This is a genomic window from Geobacillus stearothermophilus ATCC 12980, from assembly GCF_030369615.1.
GTDB classification, from domain to species: Bacteria; Bacillota; Bacilli; order Bacillales; family Anoxybacillaceae; genus Geobacillus; species Geobacillus stearothermophilus.
The window spans coordinates 220001-240387 of record NZ_CP128494.1 but is presented as its reverse complement, the minus strand read 5'-3'; the positions used below and the strand labels follow the sequence as shown (position 1 = coordinate 240387).

19 protein-coding genes and 2 rRNA genes (1 of these 21 cut by a window edge) are annotated in these 20387 nt (G+C 53.9%); 5 read left to right on the top strand and 16 right to left on the bottom strand.

What is annotated here, in order from left to right; all coding sequences use genetic code 11:
* Window positions 1–217: 217 nt before the first annotated feature.
* Genes QSJ10_RS01355 through QSJ10_RS01345 form a run of 3 tightly spaced genes read right to left on the bottom strand, consistent with a single transcriptional unit; the run spans window position 218 to window position 4513 of the window.
* Entirely contained in the window at window positions 218–2380 is a 2163-nt protein-coding gene (locus tag QSJ10_RS01355) for a DUF4129 domain-containing transglutaminase family protein (RefSeq protein ID WP_053532403.1), read from the bottom strand.
* Window positions 2377–3552: a DUF58 domain-containing protein gene (locus QSJ10_RS01350; RefSeq protein WP_053532402.1), complete on the bottom strand. Its 1176-nt coding sequence runs from the start codon at window positions 3550–3552 to the stop codon at window positions 2377–2379. Before QSJ10_RS01350 ends, QSJ10_RS01355 begins: the two co-directional genes overlap by 4 nt.
* A gap of 4 nt (window positions 3553–3556) precedes the next feature.
* Window positions 3557–4513, bottom strand: coding sequence for an AAA family ATPase (locus QSJ10_RS01345; RefSeq protein ID WP_053532401.1), 957 nt, complete (start codon window positions 4511–4513; stop codon window positions 3557–3559).
* 94 nt (window positions 4514–4607) lie between these two features.
* Between QSJ10_RS01345 and QSJ10_RS01340 the strand changes: the two genes are divergently transcribed.
* Window positions 4608–5345: an Nramp family divalent metal transporter gene (locus QSJ10_RS01340; protein ID WP_230847118.1), complete on the top strand. Its 738-nt coding sequence runs from the start codon at window positions 4608–4610 to the stop codon at window positions 5343–5345.
* Window positions 5346–5479: 134 nt separating this feature from the next.
* Here QSJ10_RS01340 and fumC read toward each other — a convergent pair whose 3' ends face one another.
* On the bottom strand, window positions 5480–6850 hold the full coding sequence (gene fumC, locus QSJ10_RS01335; RefSeq protein WP_033016798.1) for a class II fumarate hydratase: 1371 nt from the start codon (window positions 6848–6850) through the stop codon (window positions 5480–5482).
* Between the two features lie 198 nt (window positions 6851–7048).
* On the opposite strand from fumC, the gene QSJ10_RS01330 reads away from it, so the two are divergent.
* Window positions 7049–7384 (top strand): hypothetical protein, encoded by a 336-nt coding sequence (locus tag QSJ10_RS01330; RefSeq protein ID WP_230581399.1) that lies wholly within the window; start codon window positions 7049–7051, stop codon window positions 7382–7384.
* 166 nt (window positions 7385–7550) lie between these two features.
* On the opposite strand, the gene groL is transcribed toward QSJ10_RS01330, so the two are convergent.
* Window positions 7551–9167 (bottom strand): chaperonin GroEL, encoded by a 1617-nt coding sequence (groL, locus tag QSJ10_RS01325; protein ID WP_033016756.1) that lies wholly within the window; start codon window positions 9165–9167, stop codon window positions 7551–7553.
* 118 nt (window positions 9168–9285) lie between these two features.
* A complete protein-coding gene (gene groES / locus QSJ10_RS01320; protein ID WP_033010033.1) occupies window positions 9286–9570 on the bottom strand; it encodes a co-chaperone GroES in 285 nt (94 codons plus the stop codon).
* A 360-nt stretch (window positions 9571–9930) separates the two neighbouring features.
* On the opposite strand from groES, the gene QSJ10_RS01315 reads away from it, so the two are divergent.
* Together QSJ10_RS01315 and QSJ10_RS01310 are read left to right on the top strand one after the other, a co-directional pair.
* Complete coding sequence (locus tag QSJ10_RS01315; RefSeq protein WP_053532400.1) at window positions 9931–10665, top strand: CPBP family intramembrane glutamic endopeptidase; 735 nt, start codon at window positions 9931–9933, stop codon at window positions 10663–10665.
* Window positions 10662–10841, top strand: a complete 180-nt coding sequence (locus QSJ10_RS01310; RefSeq protein WP_033010036.1) for a YdiK family protein — start codon at window positions 10662–10664, stop codon at window positions 10839–10841. Before QSJ10_RS01315 ends, QSJ10_RS01310 begins: the two co-directional genes overlap by 4 nt.
* 64 nt (window positions 10842–10905) lie before the next feature.
* Here the strand turns inward: QSJ10_RS01310 and tatC are convergent, their stop codons facing one another.
* From tatC to moaC, 4 genes are read right to left on the bottom strand one after another with little or no spacing between them, the layout of a single operon-like run.
* Entirely contained in the window at window positions 10906–11655 is a 750-nt protein-coding gene (tatC, locus tag QSJ10_RS01305; protein WP_033016804.1) for a twin-arginine translocase subunit TatC, read from the bottom strand.
* Between the two features lie 20 nt (window positions 11656–11675).
* Window positions 11676–11828 (bottom strand): twin-arginine translocase TatA/TatE family subunit, encoded by a 153-nt coding sequence (tatA, locus tag QSJ10_RS01300; RefSeq protein ID WP_031406010.1) that lies wholly within the window; start codon window positions 11826–11828, stop codon window positions 11676–11678.
* Between the two features lie 17 nt (window positions 11829–11845).
* Window positions 11846–12487 (bottom strand): redox-sensing transcriptional repressor Rex, encoded by a 642-nt coding sequence (locus QSJ10_RS01295; protein WP_033016754.1) that lies wholly within the window; start codon window positions 12485–12487, stop codon window positions 11846–11848.
* Between the two features lie 15 nt (window positions 12488–12502).
* On the bottom strand, window positions 12503–12991 hold the full coding sequence (gene moaC / locus QSJ10_RS01290) for a cyclic pyranopterin monophosphate synthase MoaC (protein ID WP_033016803.1): 489 nt from the start codon (window positions 12989–12991) through the stop codon (window positions 12503–12505).
* A gap of 95 nt (window positions 12992–13086) precedes the next feature.
* On the opposite strand from moaC, the gene abc-f reads away from it, so the two are divergent.
* Window positions 13087–15018, top strand: coding sequence for a ribosomal protection-like ABC-F family protein (abc-f, locus tag QSJ10_RS01285; protein ID WP_053532399.1), 1932 nt, complete (start codon window positions 13087–13089; stop codon window positions 15016–15018).
* Window positions 15019–15722: 704 nt separating this feature from the next.
* On the opposite strand, the gene tsaD is transcribed toward abc-f, so the two are convergent.
* The 6 genes from tsaD to QSJ10_RS01255 all read right to left on the bottom strand — a co-directional run.
* A complete protein-coding gene (gene tsaD, locus QSJ10_RS01280; RefSeq protein ID WP_033016752.1) occupies window positions 15723–16736 on the bottom strand; it encodes a tRNA (adenosine(37)-N6)-threonylcarbamoyltransferase complex transferase subunit TsaD in 1014 nt (337 codons plus the stop codon).
* Entirely contained in the window at window positions 16733–17185 is a 453-nt protein-coding gene (rimI, locus tag QSJ10_RS01275; RefSeq protein WP_033010040.1) for a ribosomal protein S18-alanine N-acetyltransferase, read from the bottom strand. The genes tsaD and rimI overlap by 4 nt, the downstream gene beginning before the upstream one ends.
* Window positions 17145–17885: a tRNA (adenosine(37)-N6)-threonylcarbamoyltransferase complex dimerization subunit type 1 TsaB gene (gene tsaB, locus QSJ10_RS01270; protein WP_033016751.1), complete on the bottom strand. Its 741-nt coding sequence runs from the start codon at window positions 17883–17885 to the stop codon at window positions 17145–17147. Before tsaB ends, rimI begins: the two co-directional genes overlap by 41 nt.
* Complete coding sequence (tsaE, locus tag QSJ10_RS01265) at window positions 17882–18340, bottom strand: tRNA (adenosine(37)-N6)-threonylcarbamoyltransferase complex ATPase subunit type 1 TsaE (RefSeq protein ID WP_033010045.1); 459 nt, start codon at window positions 18338–18340, stop codon at window positions 17882–17884. The genes tsaB and tsaE overlap by 4 nt, the downstream gene beginning before the upstream one ends.
* 225 nt (window positions 18341–18565) lie before the next feature.
* A 5S ribosomal RNA gene (rrf, locus tag QSJ10_RS01260) occupies window positions 18566–18682 on the bottom strand.
* A 247-nt stretch (window positions 18683–18929) separates the two neighbouring features.
* A 23S ribosomal RNA gene (locus tag QSJ10_RS01255) occupies window positions 18930–20387 on the bottom strand; it runs 1470 nt beyond the window's last position.

The following is a 20387-nucleotide window of genomic DNA, read 5'->3' as shown; positions in this document are numbered from 1 at the left end:
TCCATACATCGAGTAGCCGTGATTGGAGTGCCTTTATTGAACGGTTTTCTCCACGCCTTTATTCTATCATACACAAAAGAAAGGGGGAACGCGCATTCCTCTCCCACTTACTCCCTTTGGTCGTTGAAGTGGGAGTCTCCTGCGCGAAATAGGATGAAGGGCTTTCGTCTATCCGTATGCAAATTTGAATTCATTCTATCAACTTGCCGGCAGGCGGTCAAGAGATCGTCCTTTTTATTAAATTTTCCCACAATTGGCGCGCCTCACGGATGTCGATCCGGCTGCTGTTTGCGCCGTAGACCGCTTGTTCATACGATTTGGTCAAACGTTCCATTTCATCGGTTTCAAATAAACGATCCACTTGAATGGCGTACTGCCGCAACGTTTCATCTTCTTTTCGCCTCAGCCCGTAGTCATGCAGCTGACGCAACAACGCCAAGTAAGCGGGGACAAGCCATTCCGGGCCGTCAACTTGGCGGCGGCGGAATCGAAGGAGCGTAAGGCGCGGCCACCATTTTCGTCTTGTCGTGTAAATCGTTCCGCCCAATGCCGCCAGCATCGCGAACACGCCCAGCACCATTTGCCATGACCAACTGTCGGCCAGCTTCTCCCACCAATGGCGGTCTTGCTCTGGCGATGATCGTTTGATCAATTGTTCGAGCGGCACGCGCGGCTGTTCCTGTGTTTCCGGCTGCGAGGGCTGCGCTTGTTGCTCCTCATTCTGTTGAGAAAGTGAAAACGCATACGGGTTGACAAACCCCCGCGTTGGCTCAAACGGCACCCAGCCGACGCCTTCAAAATACACCTCAACCCACGCATGAGCGTCATGGTTGCGGATTTCGTAAAGATTTTCCCCGTCTTGCTCGCTGACAAGCCTTCCGGACGTATAGCCTTTCACCCAGCGCGCCGGAATGCCGAGCGAACGCACGAGCACGACCATAGAAGTCGAAAAATTGTCGCAATACCCCCGTTTTGTTTCAAATAAAAATTGATCGACGTAATCTTCGTTCTCTTTTGGAACGGCGACATCCTTTGTTTCGTACGTATATTGCCCAAGTTGAAAATATTGCTCAATGGCTCTCACTTTGTCGTAAGCCGTCTGTTCTCCGACGGCGATTTGCTTCGCCAAGTCGCGCACCCTTTGCGGAAGCGTCTTTGGCAACTGCGTATATCGTTTCAACAGAAGAGGGTCTCGAACTGGGGGCGCGGCGCGCAACGCCGCAATCGGAAAATCCGGCTCCCAATAGGTCAATGAATACTTGCCAACAGGGAACGCATTCGCCCTGTCATCGGTCGTATAAATTTTCTCTGTCGCCACATCCATGCGGTACACGACCGGTTCGGCTGCTTCCACCCGCCGCAACCCAAGCGGATAAACGAGATGAAACCCTTGATTGCGCCGCTCGATCTCCGCCTTTTGCTCCACTGTCTCAACTTGATCGCTCCACCATTCATACTTGAGCTCTTCGCCGTTGGCAAACGAGCGGACTTGCTCGCTCGGAAACACTCCCCATCCCTTGCCGGTGTAAATATCTTTCGTCTCAATCCGCCAGTAATGAAGCCCTCGATCTTTCGCCGTAAAGACGACGGTATCATCAGCAATAAACGGCCCGCCGAGGCGGGAATCATTCTGTCCGTATCCCACTTTTGCCACGCCAGGAGAAGGCGAGTCGTCGTTCGTTTCTTCCGGCTGGGCGTGATCGCTGCGGATAAACGCCACCGGATCCGGCCATTGCGGCGGCAGCTTTGGTCCCGCATACCCAGCCGCCAAAGCAGCAGCCGGAATGAACAGAGCGGCCGCCCGCCACGTTCCGATGCGAAAAGACGGCACTTTTGCCTGCAGCCGCTCGCCATGCAGCCAAACGAAGGCGAAAAAGCCAAGCGCCACAAGGCGAACGATCGCGTCGTTCCCGCTATACGGAAAAAACGTATCAAGCACAGCGATATACCCAACTGTCAATGCGTATGGGACAAACCACCGTTTTTTCTGGACAATCAGCCAATGAAACAGAAACGAGATGGCCCATAGCAGCAGAAAAAAGGCAAAGGTGCGCACGGCATCGCTCGGCATGGACAAGCGTCCCTCCTGCAGCCAAGCCGCGCCATCCCGCCATAAGGCATACGGCAGCGAGGCGGCCGAATGGAACGAAAACAGCCAAGCGAGCGACCACCATATATATCCCGCTTTCCCCAAAGCGGACAGCCAGATCGGAAGGCGGAGCCAATACATCCCGAAGCAAAGGGCGACAAAGGCCGCAAACACTCTAATATGCGCTGTATCCGTCACGTCTTCCAACGGCCAAAGCCATTCCGTGAGCAGCCAAGCCGCTAGGACGTTGGGCAGCATAGCAGACAACTTCCTTGTCCCTAACCGCCTCATCCGTCTTCTCCTCCTTGCCGGACAGTTTGCCATGATTGAGGGGGCATGTGGGATACGTGCACCCCCGCATGGCGGAGTCCGTCCGCCCACCTCCGCTCGTCCTCTCCCCATTCACGGTTGACCACATACAACACTATGCAGCGTTTTGACGCCATCACTCGCAGCTGCGCAGCCAACTCGGCGGATAACCTCGACGTCACGACCACGCAACCGGCCGTTGTTCTCCAGTTCCCCTCCTCCGCCAATTGAGACGCAAGCGGCGCTGATCCGTTCGCCTCCGCTTCCGCCAGACGGAGAAGGAGCGACGGCCACTGCTCCTCGCTTCGCCGCGGCGCTAAATAAGAACGTGCTTTTCCAGTCACGAGCAGGCCGACTGGGACTCCTTCATCGATCAACGCTTTCGCGATGGACGCCGCCAGCGTGACAAGCTCCTCAAACCATGGCGATGCGGCGCCGTCGAGCACGACGATCCAATCGTCATTGCGCGGCTCATCGAACTCTTTTGTCATCAACGCTTGCCTTCGCGCTGACGCCTTCCAATGCACCCACGACATTTTGTCACCGGGCGCGTACTCGCGGGCGCCGGCCGCCACCGCCAGATCGCGGCGGTAAGCAAGCGGGCGGGCCTCTTTTCCATAGGCGAACCATTCACGCACCATTTCTGCCGGCCAAGGCCAATAGCGGGGATACACGATGATCGTGCACGGCGCCGAAAACGATTCTGCTTTGTTCACAAAGCCGAGGGCGTCAGAAGCCTCGAGGCGCACGATGTCCAACTGATGGCGGCCGCGCGGCAACGAGAGCGACCACGCACAAGAAAGGCGGCGTCGAAACGGCCACGCGGCCATCGCCCCTCCATGCCGCGGCTCCTGGCCCGAAACGGTGAGGGCAGCGGGCGGAATCGCCCAAGGCAGCTCCATGCGGACCGTCACCGGAATCGGTTCTCCTGCATGATAGCGCTTCGCCGGCACCGTCCGGCTTACCGCAACGCGTCTGATCGGATACAAGGCGACGGCAAACGCATGCAGTCCAAACGGCAAAAAGCTGTAAAACAAAAACCAGCTGACAAATCCGCCTTGAAACATGGCATAGGAAAACAAGATGGCGGTCAACAGCAACAATCCAACAAGCGGGAGCCAACGCCTCCCCTTCTTCATTCGCTTCGCGTTCATGCTTTTATCGCCGTCCTTGCACCGGCACCGGCGTACGGGCAACAAGCTGACTGACGACCATTTCAGCATCAAGCTTGTCCCATTTCGCTTCCGGACGAATAAGCAGGCGATGAGCCAGCACGTAGGGAGCAAGGTGCTGCACATCATCAGGGATGACAAAATCGCGGCCATGAATGAACGCGTACGCCTGCGCCGCCTTCATCAAAGCGATGGCCCCGCGCGGGCTGACGCCCAAATAGACCGCTTCGTGCACACGGCTTTGCTGGATGAGATCGACGATATACCGCTTCACGGTGTCGCTCACATGCACGCCCATCACCTTTCGCTGCAGAGTGAGCAGTTCATCAAGCGGCATCACCGGCCCGATCTCCGAAAGCGGCGCCGCTTTTTCGAGACGGTTTAACATTTCGATTTCCTCATCGGGAGACGGATAGCCCATGTGCAGTTTCACTAAAAACCGGTCAAGCTGGGCCTCGGGGAGCGGATACGTTCCTTCATATTCAATCGGATTTTGCGTCGCCATCACCAAAAACGGCTGCGGCAGCGCCCGGGTGACGCCGTCAACAGTCACGCTTCCTTCTTCCATCGCTTCCAGGAGCGCCGATTGCGTTTTCGGAGACGTCCGGTTGATCTCGTCCGCGAGCACGATGTGGGCGACAATCGGTCCGGGTTTATACTCAAATTGCTGTGTTTTCGGATTGTAGACGGAAACGCCGATCACATCGCTCGGCAGCAAATCCGGCGTAAACTGAATGCGCTTCAGCTCCACGTTGAACGATTTCGCCAGCGCACGCACCAACATCGTCTTGCCGACGCCGGGCACATCCTCGAGCAGCACATGGCCTTTGGCCAATAACGCTGTTAAGCTGAGGATGATGACGTCGCGTTTTCCGACAATGACTTGCTCAATGTTGCGGACCACCTTTTCAAAAGGGGGGAGCAGCGGCTCGTAAATCGCCATGACATCAAACTCCTTTTATAGTAATGAATGGGTCTTTCAGCGGTAGACAAGGTGAAGTTTATACTATTACTATAATATCGAATATACGGAACTTTTGGAACCTATTTGCAACAAGGGGGAAGAGAAAAAAGGGAAATCGAAGTGGACGATGATCGGCCCGGGGCTGATCGGCGGCGTCGGCGGCTCTATCACCATGGCGTCATACGGATATTGGCTACAGGAAAACGGCTGGAAAGGGCGAGCTTACGTATCGCCGATGCGCTATGATTCCGCTGCCGCTTATATTGTCACCGCCATCTTTACGTTGTCGCTTCTCGTGCTTGGGGCCGCCTTGTTGTACGGCACTGACACGACGATCAGCGGCGAGCAGGGGCTTGTGTCATTCGCTTCGATCATGGGCAACGAGCTGCACCCGGCTGCCCGTTGGCTCTTTTTGCTCGGCTTTTGGTCGGCGTCATTTACATCGGTCATCGGCGTTTGGAACGGCGTTTCGTATTTGTTCGCCGATTTTGTTCGCAACATGCGGAAAACGCCGGTTGGCGCTGAATCGCTCAACCAGTCAAAAGCGTTCCGCTTCTACGTCTTTTGGCTCACCTTCCCGCCGATGCTCTTGCATTTCATCGGCAAGCCGGTCGGACTCATCATCGCCTACGGGGCGCTCGGCGCGCTGTTTATGCCATTTTTGGCTGTGACGCTTCTTTATTTGCTCAATTCGAAAAAAGCGCTTCCAGAAAAAGGGCGCAACCATTGGCTCTCGAATGCGCTGCTCGTTCTTTGTCTGGCGCTGTTTGCCGTCTTGTCGATTAATGAACTCATTCGCCTGTTTGCTTAACATTTGCCCGGTGCAAAGCAGCCAGCTGGCGGCAGGAGGCTGTCTCAATGGAAAAACGCTCATCCCTTGAATCGGGATGAGCGTTTTTGGCCCGCCTATTCGCTCACGGCTGATCTACCCGTCGTTTTGTGCCGCTAAATCATCTTCTCCGGCCTCACCCATTCTTCGTACTGCTCAGCTGTCACATACCCGGTTTTCAATGCCGCTTCCTTGAGCGTCAACCCTTCGCGATGGGCGAGCTTCGCGATTTCCGCCGCCCGGTCATAGCCGATATGCGGGCTCAGCGCCGTCACGAGCATGAGCGACCGCTCTACGTATTCTTTCATTTTCGCTTCATTCGCCTCCAACCCTTTGGCGCACCGCTCATCAAACGAACGAATCGCATCGCCGAGCAGCTGCACGGACTGAATGGCGTTATAAGCGATGACCGGCTTGAACACATTTAATTGGAAGTTGCCTTGGCTTGCCGCAAAACCGATCGTGGCGTCGTTGCCGAACACTTGAACAGCGACCATCGTCATCGCTTCGCTTTGCGTCGGATTCACTTTCCCCGGCATGATCGAGCTCCCCGGTTCATTGGCTGGAATCGTGATCTCCCCGAGCCCGGAGCGCGGCCCGCTCGCCAGCCAGCGGATGTCGTTGGCGATTTTCATCAAATCGGAAGCAAGCGCTTTCAATGTCCCGTGGACGTAAACAATCTCGTCATGGCTGGTCAACGCATGGAATTTGTTTGTTGCCGAACGGAATGGATAGACGGTTTGCGCCTTCAGCTGCTCGGCCACTTGTTCGCCAAATCCCGGCGGCGCATTGATTCCGGTTCCGACCGCCGTGCCGCCGATCGCCAAATCAAGCAGCTTCTCACTCGCTTCGGTGATCATGGCCTTGCTTTTTTCCAGCATCGTCCGCCAGCCGGAAATTTCCTGCCCAAATGTAAGCGGCGTCGCGTCTTGCAAGTGGGTGCGCCCGATTTTGATCGTCTTTTCATATTGGCGTTCTTTTGCAGCGAATGTTCCGATCAAGCCATCAAGCGCCGGCAGGAGATGTGTTTGGATTTTCATGTAGATCGCGATATGCATCACCGTCGGGAATGTATCATTCGAGCTTTGCGACATGTTGACATCATCGTTTGGGTGAATGCGCCCCTCCCCGTCACCTAGCAGCTCGCTCGCCCGTCTCGCCACGACTTCATTGACGTTCATGTTCGTCTGCGTCCCGCTTCCCGTCTGCCAGACGACGAGTGGAAAATGGTCATCCCATCGGCCCGCCAAAATTTCCTCGCACGTGGCCACAATCGCCCGCTGCTTCGCTTCGCTCAGCTTTCCAGCCTGATGGTTCACGATCGCCGCCGCTTTTTTCAGCTCGGCATAGGCATAAATGAGTTCAAGCGGCATTGTTTCTTTGCCGATGCGAAAGTTTTGCCGGCTTCGCTCCGTCTGCGCCCCCCAGTACTTATCAGCCGGCACCTGCACCTCACCGAGCGAATCGCGTTCAATCCGCACGTTCATTCCATTCTCCTCCTTTGGATATCGCCTTTCCATTTCTAATTTTACCCAAAATCACAATCGACAATGAAACAAATGAGCAGGCAAAACGTCTAACTGAGAAAGGGGGAAACGACATGAAAAAATAGATGGCTATGGCTCCTCATCGCTGTATGGCTGTCCGGTTGCCAATCGGGCGACATCCAACCGCCTGACTTACGATTGGCCGTCGACGGAGAGACAATCGACCACCGCCTCGGAACATATACATGGTCAACAGGCGGCCGCGGAGTCGTGGCCGACGCTGCCGCCCCGCCGCTGCTCGTGAAAAACATGAATCCCCATCCGGTTGCCCCTGGGGCAAAATTACACCTCCAATTTGACGACCGCCCGTTGACGATCGAAGCGGGTGTATGGAACGGCGGAGATGCCGACTGGCGCTCGGTGCAAAACGGAATCATTACTCTTCCGGAAAAGAAAGAGGCATACATTTATGCCATTCACGCCTCTTGGAAAAAAGGGAATGCGATTTATGCGTTTTTCATTGAGGTGCGATAACTAGCACAGCGGAGGAAAAGGTGCAATAGAATAGCGATATGAGGGAGAAACAACAGCTGCCCTTCACCCGATCAGCGGCTGTAAGAACACCTGGCTGAGGCATATATAGTCAAAAAGAAAAAGAACACCGGGGAAACCCCAGTGTTCCAAGGCTTTTGCGGCGAGATTACATCATGCCACCCATATCCGGCATGTTGTTGTTGCCTTTGTTTTCTTCCGGTTTGTCGGCAACGACCGCTTCTGTCGTCAAGACCATGGCGGCGACAGAGGCAGCGTTTTGCAGCGCCGAACGAGTGACTTTCGTCGGGTCAACGATACCAGCTTCGATCATGTCGACCCATTCACCTGTTGCCGCGTTGAAGCCAATGCCCGGTTTTTCGTTTTTCAGGCGCTCAACGATGATCGAGCCTTCCAGACCAGCGTTTTGCGCGATTTGACGAACCGGTTCTTCGATCGCGCGCAAGACGATTTTCACACCCGTTGCTTCATCGCCTTCCGCTTCGATGGCCGCAACTTTGCTGTAGACGTTCATCAACGCCGTGCCACCGCCAGCGACAATGCCTTCTTCAACCGCAGCACGAGTCGAGTTGAGCGCATCTTCAATGCGCAGTTTGCGTTCTTTCAATTCCGTTTCTGTCGCTGCGCCAACTTTGATGACCGCTACGCCGCCAGCGAGTTTCGCCAAGCGTTCTTGCAGTTTTTCGCGGTCGAATTCGGACGTCGTTTCTTCAAGCTGCGCACGGATTTGGTTGATGCGCGCTTTGATGCGCTCCGAATCGCCAGCGCCTTCGACGATCGTCGTCGTTTCTTTCGTAACAACCACTTTTGACGCACGGCCGAGCGACGCGATCGTGGTCGATTTCAGTTCACGGCCAAGCTCTTCCGAGATCACTTCGCCGCCTGTCAAAATCGCAATGTCTTCGAGCATCGCTTTGCGGCGATCGCCGAAGCCAGGCGCTTTGACAGCAACCGCATTGAACGTGCCGCGCAGTTTGTTGACAACAAGCGTCGCCAATGCTTCGCCTTCAACATCTTCCGCAATGATCAGGAGCGGACGGCCTTGTTGCACGACTTGCTCAAGAACCGGTAACAGCTCTTGGATGCTCGATACTTTTTTGTCCGTAATCAAGATGTACGGATTTTCGAGAACAGCTTCCATTTTTTCCGTATCTGTAATCATGTACGGCGAAACGTAACCGCGGTCGAATTGCATCCCTTCGACAACGTCGAGTTCCGTCGTGAAGCCTTTCGATTCTTCAAGCGTGATGACGCCGTCATTGCCGACGCGTTCCATCGCTTCAGCGATCAATCGGCCGACTTCTTCGTCAGCAGCCGAGATCGCAGCCACTTGGGCGATCGATTCTTTTCCTTTGATCGGTTTGGAGATGGCTTTTAATTCTTCAACCGCTACCGCTACCGCTTTTTCAATCCCACGGCGGATGCCCATCGGATTGGCGCCAGCTGCCACGTTTTTCAATCCTTCACGGATCATCGCTTGAGCCAATACGGTAGCCGTTGTCGTCCCGTCCCCAGCGATGTCGTTCGTTTTGCTGGCGACTTCAGCGACCAGTTTCGCGCCCATGTTTTCAAACGGGTCTTCGAGTTCGATTTCTTTCGCGATCGTTACCCCGTCGTTCGTGATGAGCGGAGAACCGAATTTTTTCTCCAATACGACGTTGCGGCCTTTCGGACCTAATGTGACTTTCACTGCGTCTGCGAGTTTGTCCACCCCGCGCAACATCGCACGGCGCGCTTCTTCGCTGAACTTAATTTCCTTTGCCATACCCCGTTACCTCCTTATGAATTTGTTTCACTGCATGCCGTGAAAAAGGTAAGTATTCGTGTCATAAAGTTAAGGATATGTCAGTTTTCCGGAATGTTTATGTGGTAAACGCAATATATTAGCGGATGACAGCCAAAACGTCGCTTTCGCGCAAAATTAAGTATTCTTTTCCGTCGTATTTTACTTCCGTGCCGGCGTATTTCGAGAAAATGATGCGGTCGCCGACTTCAACTTCCGGCGCAACGCGTTGGCCGTTGTCAAGCACGCGGCCTGCACCGACAGCGACAACGCGGCCTTCTTGCGGCTTTTCTTTCGCCGTATCCGGCAGCACGATGCCACTAGCCGTTTTTTCTTCAGTTTCCACGACTTCAATGACAATGCGATCGCCTAATGGCTTCAACACGGGAAACAACCTCCTTAACGATAGTTTTCGCCGTTTTTATTAGCACTCATCATTATTGAGTGCTAACACACTTATAATATTAATGAACTCTTCTCCGTTTTGCAAGTAGGAAATACAAAAAAATAACTGTTTTTCTTTCATGCGCGAAGATAAGGAGAAAATGGGATAACAAGCTGTCAGGCCCCAGATCAATCGGCGCACAAAATCCATTTTCATTATTGCACATTTCTAACATCAATAAACAACGCTAGGCAATTTTTTTGTGGCGGCCGCGCCAACCACGGCCGGCGCGCTTTTCTTATCATTTCGCCGAACATGTGCTACAATACGGATATATTTGAAATAAAGGGGTAAAACGATTTGAAGCGCCGTTACTGGTATGTCATCATCACCTATATCACCATGCAGCTGTCTTCCTTTGTCGGTGTGCCGCTCCTTCGCTCCCTCGGCGTCGGCCAAGGCGCGCAAACACGTCTCGAAGCAGCGAAAATTGCCTCCGGCTATTGGGCGGTCATCAGCTTTTTATTGGCTTTTGCCATCATTTTATGGCTGCTGCGCGGCGACCGCGATGAACGGACAATGCGGCGGCTGCCGCTCGCCTCGTCATGGATGTGGGCGATCTCGGGCGTCTTTTTGGCGCTTGCCGCGCAAAGCGTTGCCGCCAACATCGAATGGCGTCTATTGGGCATTGAGCCGGGCTCGGAAAACACAAGGCAAATCATCGACATCATCCTCCTGACGCCATTGCTCGTCGTCGTCACGTCGGTCATCGGCCCGGTTTTGGAGGAACTCATCTTCCGCAAAATCATTTTTGGCTCGCTTTATGAAAAATACAACTTTTGGTTGGCAGCGCTGGCCAGCTCGCTTCTGTTTGCTCTCGCCCACATGGAGCCGGAGCATTTGCTTTTGTACACATCCATGGGGATGGTGTTCGCCTTTTTATACGCCAAAACCGGACGCATTTTCGTGCCGATGTTCGCCCATGTAGCAATGAACACGTTTGTCGTTGCCGTTCAAATTTTGTTGGCTGATGAATTGGAAAACATGATGCGCCAAGCGGAACTGCCGCTGGCCATTTGGAGGATTTGGCTATGACGCGCCATCCGCGGCTGTTTTCTGTTCCGTATTTCATCTTGGGCTTCCTGTTTACGTATTTGGCGATCGAAAGCGTTCATGAAACGATTTGGAACGTCTCAACCATCGCGTTGGCGGCGCTGGCCGCTTTTGATTTCGGCACCGCCTTTCGCTTGTTCTTCACACCGAGACAATAAAACCCTCCCCATTGGGGGAGGGTTTTTGCCTGGCGCCGTATGAACCGTCCTCTTGATGCTGCCCTCAATATGGATCGCCGCTTCCTTCCTCCGCCGCTAATTGCGCCTTTCGATAGCCGATTTTGGCAACCCAGATGCTCCCCTCATACAAAAGCGTCAGTGGAATCATGACGATCACTTGCGACAACACATCCGGCGGCGTAATGGCGGCCGCTAAAATAAGCAGCGCCAAATACGCATACTTGCGGATGCGAACAAGAAGCTGCGGCGTAATAAGCCCTAAGCGGGTGAAAAACAGGACAACAATCGGCAGCTGAAACACGATGCCAAACGGCAGCACGAGCTGCAGCAAAAACTGAAAATATTCATTAATGCCGATCATCTGTTGAATGCCGAGCCGTTCCGCCAGCTGATTCATAAACCGGACGACAAATGGAAACAAGACGAAATACGCAAAACCAACCCCGGCTAAAAATAGAATGATCGATGCTGGAATGTAGCTGAGCGTTGCTTTCCGCTCTTTTTCATACAGCCCCGGACTGACAAACGCCCAAATTTGATACAACAGCACCGGAGCAGTCAGTACAGCGGCGATGACAAAGGCAAACTGAAAATACACTTTAATCGGATCGGTGAGGCGGAACGCGTTCATCGTCAGCTGTTTCGCTTCCGCAGTGTGCTGCAAATACACAATGACGTCATCGACAAAAAAGAAGCTGGCTACAAGCGCCGCAACGAAAAAGAGAAGCACGATGATCAGCCGTTTCCGCAGCTCTCCGAGGTGTTCATACACGGACATTTCTTTGTCATTCATCGTTTCCCCATCCTGCCTTGTCATCGGTCGGTTTTCGTTTCTTCGTCATCAGCGAGCCCTTTTGTGGCGTCTTTAAACTCGCGAAGCGACTGGCCGAACGACCGCCCCAACTCCGGCAGCTTTTTCGTGCCAAACAGCAACAAAATGACAAGAACGAGCAACAAATATTTCATGTGTTGTTCTCTCCTTTTTACGATGGCGATGGATAGTTTTTCAAAAAATAGACGAGCGACTGCAGCTCAATGGCTAAATCGATATGATGGACACGAATATGGTTCGGCACGTTCAACCGCGCCGGAGTAAAGTTTAAAATGCCTTTAATTCCTTGCGCGACAAGGCGGTCGGTCAGCGCTTGAGCCGCGGCGGCCGGCACGGTTAAAATCGCGATCGGAATGTCGCCGCGAAGCCGCTCCTCCAGCTCATCGAGATGATAGACCGGCACCCCGCCGACTGTCGTTCCGACCTTCCGTTCATCGACATCAAACGCCATGACAATTTTCGTGTTGTTATTTTTCGAAAAGTTGTAGTTTAAAAAGGCGGTGCCTAAATTGCCGACGCCAAACAAGGCGACTTCGGTCACCTCATCCTCTTCAAGCGTCTGGCGGAAAAACGACAACAAATAATTGACATTATACCCGTATCCCTTTTTGCCAAGCGCGCCAAAATACGAAAAGTCGCGGCGAATTGTCGCCGGATCGACTTTCACCGCCTCGCTCAGCTCGGCGGAGGACACGCGCTGCTTCCCTGAGGCATGTAAATTTTTCAAAAACCGATAGTATAACGGCAGACGCTTGGCAGTCGCCTGCGGGATTTTCGGTTGTTCGTTGCTCATCGTTTCATCCCCCAGCTAATCGGTTTTCCGTCGATAATGGCCGGACTTCCCGCCCGTTTTTTCGACCAAATACGTTGGACCGATCGTCATTCCTTTATCGAGCGATTTGCACATGTCGTACACAGTCAATGCGCATACCGAAGCCGCCGTCAGCGCTTCCATCTCCACTCCTGTGCTCCCTTTCGTTTTGACCGTCACGGTAATCACAAGTTTATACGCTTCCGCCTCTTTTTCCCAAGCAAAGGCAATATCGACGCCTTTTAACATAAGCGGATGGCACATCGGAATAAGATCGGCCGTTTTTTTCGCCGCCATGACCCCGGCCACCTGGGCTACCGCCAGCACATCACCTTTCTCAATGGCATTGTTCGTCATCTTTTCGTAAATCTCTTCATTGACGGTGACGCTCGTTCTCGCCACCGCTATCCTGATCGTATCTTCCTTGTTCGTAATGTCGACCATTTTCGCCCGGCCTTGTTCATTGAAATGCGTAAACGATGACAAGACAATCTCCTCCATTTATCACTATACACCATTTTTCGTTATCTGTCTTTGACCGTTTTCGCGACTTACGTTAAACTATTCGCGAGGTGACGGACATGATCATTTTGCAAGTGAATGGACTCACGAAATATTTTGGCGCTGACCTTATTTTATCGAATATAAAACTAGAAATACAGTCCCGCGCCCGCATTGCTCTTGTCGGCCGCAACGGCGCAGGCAAATCGACGCTGCTGAAGATCATCGCCGGCGAACTTTCTTCCGACAGCGGTGAAATCATCAAGCCAAGCCATATCAAAATCGGCTATTTGGCGCAAAACAGCGGGCTCGACTCGTCACGCTCCATTTGGGACGAGATGCTGGACGTATTCGCGCCGCTCCGGGCGATCGAAGCGCAGCTGGCAGAGCTCGGCGCCCAGCTTGGCGACCCGGATCTGCTCGCCGATCCGTCCCGCTACGAAAAAACGCTTCAAGCGTATGACAACTTGCAAGAGCAATACAAAGAACAAGGGGGCTATCAGTATGAAGCCGACATCCGCTCTGTTTTGCACGGGCTGCAATTTTCGTCATACGATTACCAAACAACGCCCGTTTCCTCGCTAAGCGGCGGACAGCGGACGAGGCTCGCCCTTGGAAAACTGCTGTTGGCCAAGCCGGACTTGCTTATTTTAGACGAGCCGACGAACCATTTGGACCTCGATACGCTCACATGGCTCGAGCAATATTTACAGGCATACCCCGGCGCCGTTCTGCTCGTTTCCCATGACCGCTACTTTTTGGACAAAGTCGTCACCGAAGTGTACGAGCTGTCCAACGCGACGCTTAAGCGGTATAGCGGCAATTATAGCCGCTATTTGGAGCTTCGGGCCGAGCAATACGAACAAGAGCTAAAACGATACGAAAAGCAACAGGAGGAAATCGCCCGCCTCGAAGACTTCATCCGGCGCAACATCGCCCGCGCCTCGACAACGAAACGGGCGCAAAGCCGGCGAAAGCAGCTCGAAAAAATGGAGCGGCTTGAACGCCCGGCCGGAGATGAAAAATCAGCTTCTTTTTCTTTTGCGATTGAGCGGCCGAGCGGCCATGAGGTGCTCACCGCAGAGCAATTGACCGCCGGCTATCGCGAAGGCGCACCGGTCATCCGCCAAATCAGCTTTCGCATCACACGGGGGGAGAGTGTCGCCTTGGTCGGACCAAACGGCATCGGCAAGTCGACATTGTTGAAGACGATCGCCGGAAAGCTCCCAGTCCAATCCGGAAAGCTCCGGTACGGTGCAAATGTGAAAATCGGCTATTACGACCAAAACCAGGCGGAACTGTCGACAAACAAACGAGTGCTCGACGAGTTGTGGGACGCCTACCCGGACAAAACCGAAAAAGAAATTCGCACCGTGCTCGGCAACTTTTTGTTTTCCGGCGACGACGTCTTAAAACCGGTTTCCGCCTTAAGCGGCGGAGAGAAAGCACGCCTGGCGCTCGCCAAACTCATGTTGCAAAAAGCCAACGTTCTCTTGTTGGATGAACCGACCAACCATCTCGACCTTGACAGCAAAGAGATGCTCGAGAAGGCGCTTGTCGACTATCCGGGAACGATCTTGTTCGTCTCCCACGACCGCTATTTCATTAATCGCATCGCGACAAAGCTGTTTGAACTCTCGGGCGATGGGCTTGTCGAATATTTAGGAGACTATGACTATTACGTGGCGAAAAAAGAAGAAATGCGCGAATTGGCGCGCCTGGACTCCCACCCGCCCGCATCACCGGACAGCGGCGAAACAGCCAAATCCACATACGAGCAAGAAAAAGAGGAAAAAAGACGACAGCGCCAACGGCAGCGCCGTCTGGAAGAGATCGAAGCCGAGATCGCCGCACTGGAAGCACAAATCGCTGAAACCGAGCAGCAGCTGTGCGACCCGTCTGTATACGGCGATTATGAAACCGTGCAGCAGCTCACGCAAGAAAACGAAAAGCGGAAACAGCAGCTTGAAACGTTATTGGCCGAGTGGGAACAGCTCTACGCCTCGTTTTGAGCCAATCCGCTGCCAGGGAACGCCAACACGGGCATCTAGCGGCTTCATGTGCACTGCTCGTGCGCATCACCGCGCCAGGCCGATCACAGGCCAAACTCATTTAGCAGCCTTTTGCCTTGTTCATGAAAGCTGCTTCTTAGGTGAAGGACGATGACTGACAAGAGGGTGTCCCCAAAGGATTGGAACACCCTCTTTCGTTGCATATATATGCTTGCTGTTTCTGCCGCACTAGACGTGCGCCTATCTTGAAGGCAGGCGACCTTTTAGGTCAGCCCCGTTTTTGTGTTAATCACATTATACACAAAGAAATCCACACTTTTCTGTGCAAAACAGAAGTTATTCACCGACTTTTCCACATTATCCACAACCAATCCCTTTCCTCATATGAAAAAATGATTGTGTATTGCACTCCTCGCCGTTATCATGTTTTTTTTACTTTTCCACATTGTCCACAACCTATGGATAAAAATATGCACAACAAGTCCCCACCCGACGGCCGTTCCGCTTGCCAAACAAAAAAGAGCAGACCACCTGCCCTAAGCGATCCGCTCTATGAAATCCCCAACCTCCTAGAAGGCCGGTGACAAACTGCTGTCACGAGCAAATCAACGGCATTTCGCCAAAAAAGAAGGCTGATTCCACAGTTTTTCTCTAATTGAGAAACAAGTGGAGCTAGCAGTATTTTGTACTAAATCACCGACCTTCTAGACAAGCGGCAAGCTTGGATTGGCGTTGAGCGCCAAATCAGCCCGCTTTCCTTGTTGATATAACACAGTTCCCGCAACGGCAATCATCGCCGCATTATCAGTGCATAGCGATAACGGTGGGATGACAAGCTCCACATCGGGGAGCTCTTTCATTTTCTCCTGCAGTGCAGCCCGAAGCCCGCGGTTGGCCGCCACTCCGCCGGCGAGCAGCACTTGCCGCACATTGTACTGTTTCGCCGCCTGCACTGTTTTCGTCACCAGCACATCGACGACGCTGGCCTGAAAGCTCGCGGCCATCTGTCTCGGATCGATCTCCTCGCCGCGCTGCTTCGCTTTGTGGAGCGCATTGAGAACCGCTGATTTTAAGCCGCTGAAGCTGAAATCATACGAACCTTCCTCAAGCCACGCTCGCGGCAAATCAATCACGGGCTCGCCCTCATGAGCCAACCGGTCGATGTGCGGTCCTCCTGGGTACGGAAGGCCTAAAGCCCGCGCCACCTTGTCATACGCCTCACCAGCAGCGTCGTCGCGCGTCTCGCCAATGACTTGAAACGCCCCGTGGCCTTCCATGTAAACAAGCTCCGTATGCCCGCCGGAAACGACAAGCGCCAACAGCGGAAATTTCATCTCCGCCACGAGCTGGTTGGCGTAAATATGACCAGCAATATGATGCACCCCGACAAGCGGCAACCCGTGGGCAAACGCGAGCGCCTTTGCGGCGTTCACCCCGACAAGGAGCGCCCCAACCAACCCCGGTCCGGCCGTCACCGCAATGGCATCAAGATCGGAAAACGATACGCCAGCCTGCCGCATCGCTTCCTCCATGACGAGTGTAATTTGTTCGACATGATGGCGCGAGGCAATTTCCGGCACAACACCGCCAAACCGCCGATGGCTTTCCATTTGCGACGCCACAACATTCGATAAAATCTCTTTTCCGTTTTTCACCACGGCCGCCGCTGTTTCATCGCAGCTCGTTTCAATACCTAGTACATGCACGTTTTCATTCATGTCAGTTTCACCCACATCACTAGCGCATCTTCAAAATTGTCCGGATAATACCGTTTGCGGATGCCGCCATTGCGAAACCCAAGCTTTCGGTACAACGACTGGGCGACATGGTTCGAGACGCGCACTTCCAGCGTCATCGTCGCCGCCCCATGCTGCTTGGCTGTTTCCATAAGGCGGCGCATAAGCGCTTCGCCGAGTTTTTGTCCGCGAAACTGTGGCAGCACAGCGACATTCGTCACATGCGCTTCATCAATCACGAGCCACATCCCCGCATACCCGATGATCCGTCCGCGGTGCACCATGACAATATATTTCGCGTAACGATTGTACATCAGTTCATTATAAAAAGATTCCCGGCTCCACGGCGCGGTAAACGACGCCTGTTCGACTTGCACGACCTCATCGATATCATGAATGGTCATCGGCCGGAATTGCACATCGATCCCCATCGTCCCCGTCCCCTTTTTGTTTCGCAAGCCATTTCGCTTCCGCTTCCGCAAGACGGATGTAATTCGGCACAAACGTATGCGGATTCTCATGTTCTTTCTCTTTTCCGAGCATGATGAGCTCACTTGGCCGCGGCAATGTCAACGACGGCGGCGTCATGAAAAACCGCCCGCCCAAGCGGCTCCGAAACAGCTCACTATATACCGGCGCATCGGCCCCGATGAACAATACATCCTCTCCCCGTCTGCGTAAATGATCGGCCCACTCGTCCGCCGCCACAATCCGGTCCGCTTCAAGGCATCGGAGCGCGCCGTCCTCGTACCGGTACAACCCGGTGTAAATTTGTCCGCGCCGCGCGTCAAACAGCGGGACGAGCAAACCGGGGAAATACCGGCCATTAGCGGCGAGCACCTCTAAACTCGAGACGCCGGCTATCGGAATGCCGAGCGACCAAGCGAGCGTTTTCGCAATGGTGACACCGATCCGCACCCCGGTATAAGATCCAGGGCCTTTCGCAACAACAACTAAATCAAGCTCATTGGGCGCCATTCCGCACTGCCGAAGCAGCGACTCAATGGCCGGCATCGTCCGGACAGAATGATCTCTTTTGACACTCGTAATGAATTCCCCTTTAATAACATCCCCATCCGCCACAGCAATGCCTAGCGGCATATTCGATGTATCAATCCCTAATATTTTCATGACGCAAAAATCTCCTTGCATAGCTGTTCATAGCGCCACCCTGACGGCTCAAAGACAAGTCTCCGTTCATCGCCGCCATGGCGAAACAAAGAAACGGTCAGCCGCTCCTCAGGCAGCTGCCCCGCAATCAAATGGGCCCACTCGACAACCGCAACACCATCACCGTTAAAATATTCATCAAATCCGAGATCCTCCCATTCGTCTTCAAGCCGATACACATCCATATGATAAAGCGGCAGCCGCCCATCATACTGCTTGATAATCGTGAAGGTCGGGCTGTTGACGTTTTGTACAATGCCCAGCCCCTCGGCAATCCCTTTCGTAAACGTTGTTTTTCCCGCACCTAAATCTCCCTCTAACGCGATGACCATCCCCGGCTGAAGCCGTTCTCCGAGCCGGCGTGCAACCGCCTTCGTCTCTTCCGGAGAATGCACGGTAAGTTCAAACTGCTTCATGGTGTTCCACCTTATTCCATTTTATCATCTTTGCTTCCGCTTTTGAAATTTTACCATAAGGAACGGCAACGTTGCCACTGCCGGCGCCAAAAAAACAGCCATACAAAACAAAAGGACTGCCCTGCTAAGGCTATATTGAGCCTCCCGGGCAGTCCTGAGATCAAACTCGCAAAACAAAAAGAAAAAGGGAATTAGGCGTGTTGCTACTCCCTGGTGAATAAGATTGCCTAGCAGCGACCTACTCTTGCAGGGGCGCTGGCCCCAACTACCATCGGCGCTGGAGGGCTTAACTTCCGTGTTCGGGATGGGAACGGGTGTTTCCCCTCCGCTATCACCACTAGGCAAGCGATTCAGTTTCGACATCATTTATTATACTTAAAAAATAAATATTGTCAAGAAGGAAAGTCATTCCTTCAAAACTAGATAACCGTCGGAAGAAGCCGGGGCGAACCGCTCGCCTGCGCTTTTCGATGTCTAGTTCCGGCCGCCATCGGCTCGCGACGCTTCGGTCCTGCTGCGGCGGGCTTAGCCCGCTCGCAGGCCCTCCAGCGCGCCTCGCCGATAAGCAGGCGGCCTCCACTTTTCTTGTTAGGTTAAGCCCTCGATCGATTAGTATCCGTCAGCTCCACGTGTCGCCACGCTTCCACCTCGGACCTATCGACCTCGTCATCTTCGAGGGATCTTACCCGCCTGACGCGGTGGGAAATCTCATCTTGAGGGGGGCTTCACGCTTAGATGCTTTCAGCGCTTATCCCGTCCGCACATAGCTACCCAGCGGTGCCCCTGGCGGGACAACTGGTACACCAGCGGTGCGTCCATCCCGGTCCTCTCGTACTAAGGACAGCTCCTCTCAAATTTCCTGCGCCCGCGACGGATAGGGACCGAACTGTCTCACGACGTTCTGAACCCAGCTCGCGTACCGCTTTAATGGGCGAACAGCCCAACCCTTGGGACCGACTACAGCCCCAGGATGCGATGAGCCGACATCGAGGTGCCAAACCTCCCCGTCGATGTGGACTCTTGGGGGAGATCAGCCTGTTATCCCCGGGGTAGCTTTTATCCGTTGAGCGATGGCCCTTCCATGCGGAACCACCGGATCACTAAGCCCGACTTTCGTCCCTGCTCGACCTGTCCGTCTCGCAGTCAAGCTCCCTTGTGCCTTTGCACTCTCCGAATGATTTCCAACCATTCTGAGGGAACCTTTGGGCGCCTCCGTTACCTTTTGGGAGGCGACCGCCCCAGTCAAACTGCCCGCCTGACACTGTCTCCCACCCCGCTAAGGGGTGCGGGTTAGAATTTCAATATCGCCAGGGTGGTATCCCACCGCCGCCTCCACCGAAGCTGGCGCTCCGGCTTCCCAGGCTCCCACCTATCCTGTACAAGCGATACCAAAATTCCATATCAGGCTGCAGTAAAGCTCCACGGGGTCTTTCCGTCCTGTCGCGGGTAACCTGCATCTTCACAGGTAGTATAATTTCACCGGGTCTCTCGTTGAGACAGCGCCCAAGTCGTTACACCTTTCGTGCGGGTCGGAACTTACCCGACAAGGAATTTCGCTACCTTAGGACCGTTATAGTTACGGCCGCCGTTTACTGGGGCTTCGGTTCGCACCTTCGCTTCCGCTAAGCGCTCCCCTTAACCTTCCAGCACCGGGCAGGTGTCAGCCCCTATACGTCGCCTTTCGGCTTCGCAGAGACCTGTGTTTTTGATAAACAGTCGCTTGGGCCTTTTCACTGCGGCTCGTTCGGGCTCTTCACCCAAACGAGCACCCCTTCTCCCGAAGTTACGGGGTCATTTTGCCGAGTTCCTTAACGAGAGTTCTCCCGCGCGCCTTAGGATTCTCTCCTCGCCTACCTGTGTCGGTTTGCGGTACGGGCACCTCTTCCCTCGCTAGAGGCTTTTCTTGGCAGTGTGAAATCGGGGACTTCCGGATGACTCCGTCGCCATCACCGCTTGGCCTTACAATCCGCGGATTTGCCTACGGATCAGCCTTGCGGCTTGGACAGGCTCTTCCAGCCGCCTGCTCGCCCTATCCTCCTGCGTCCCC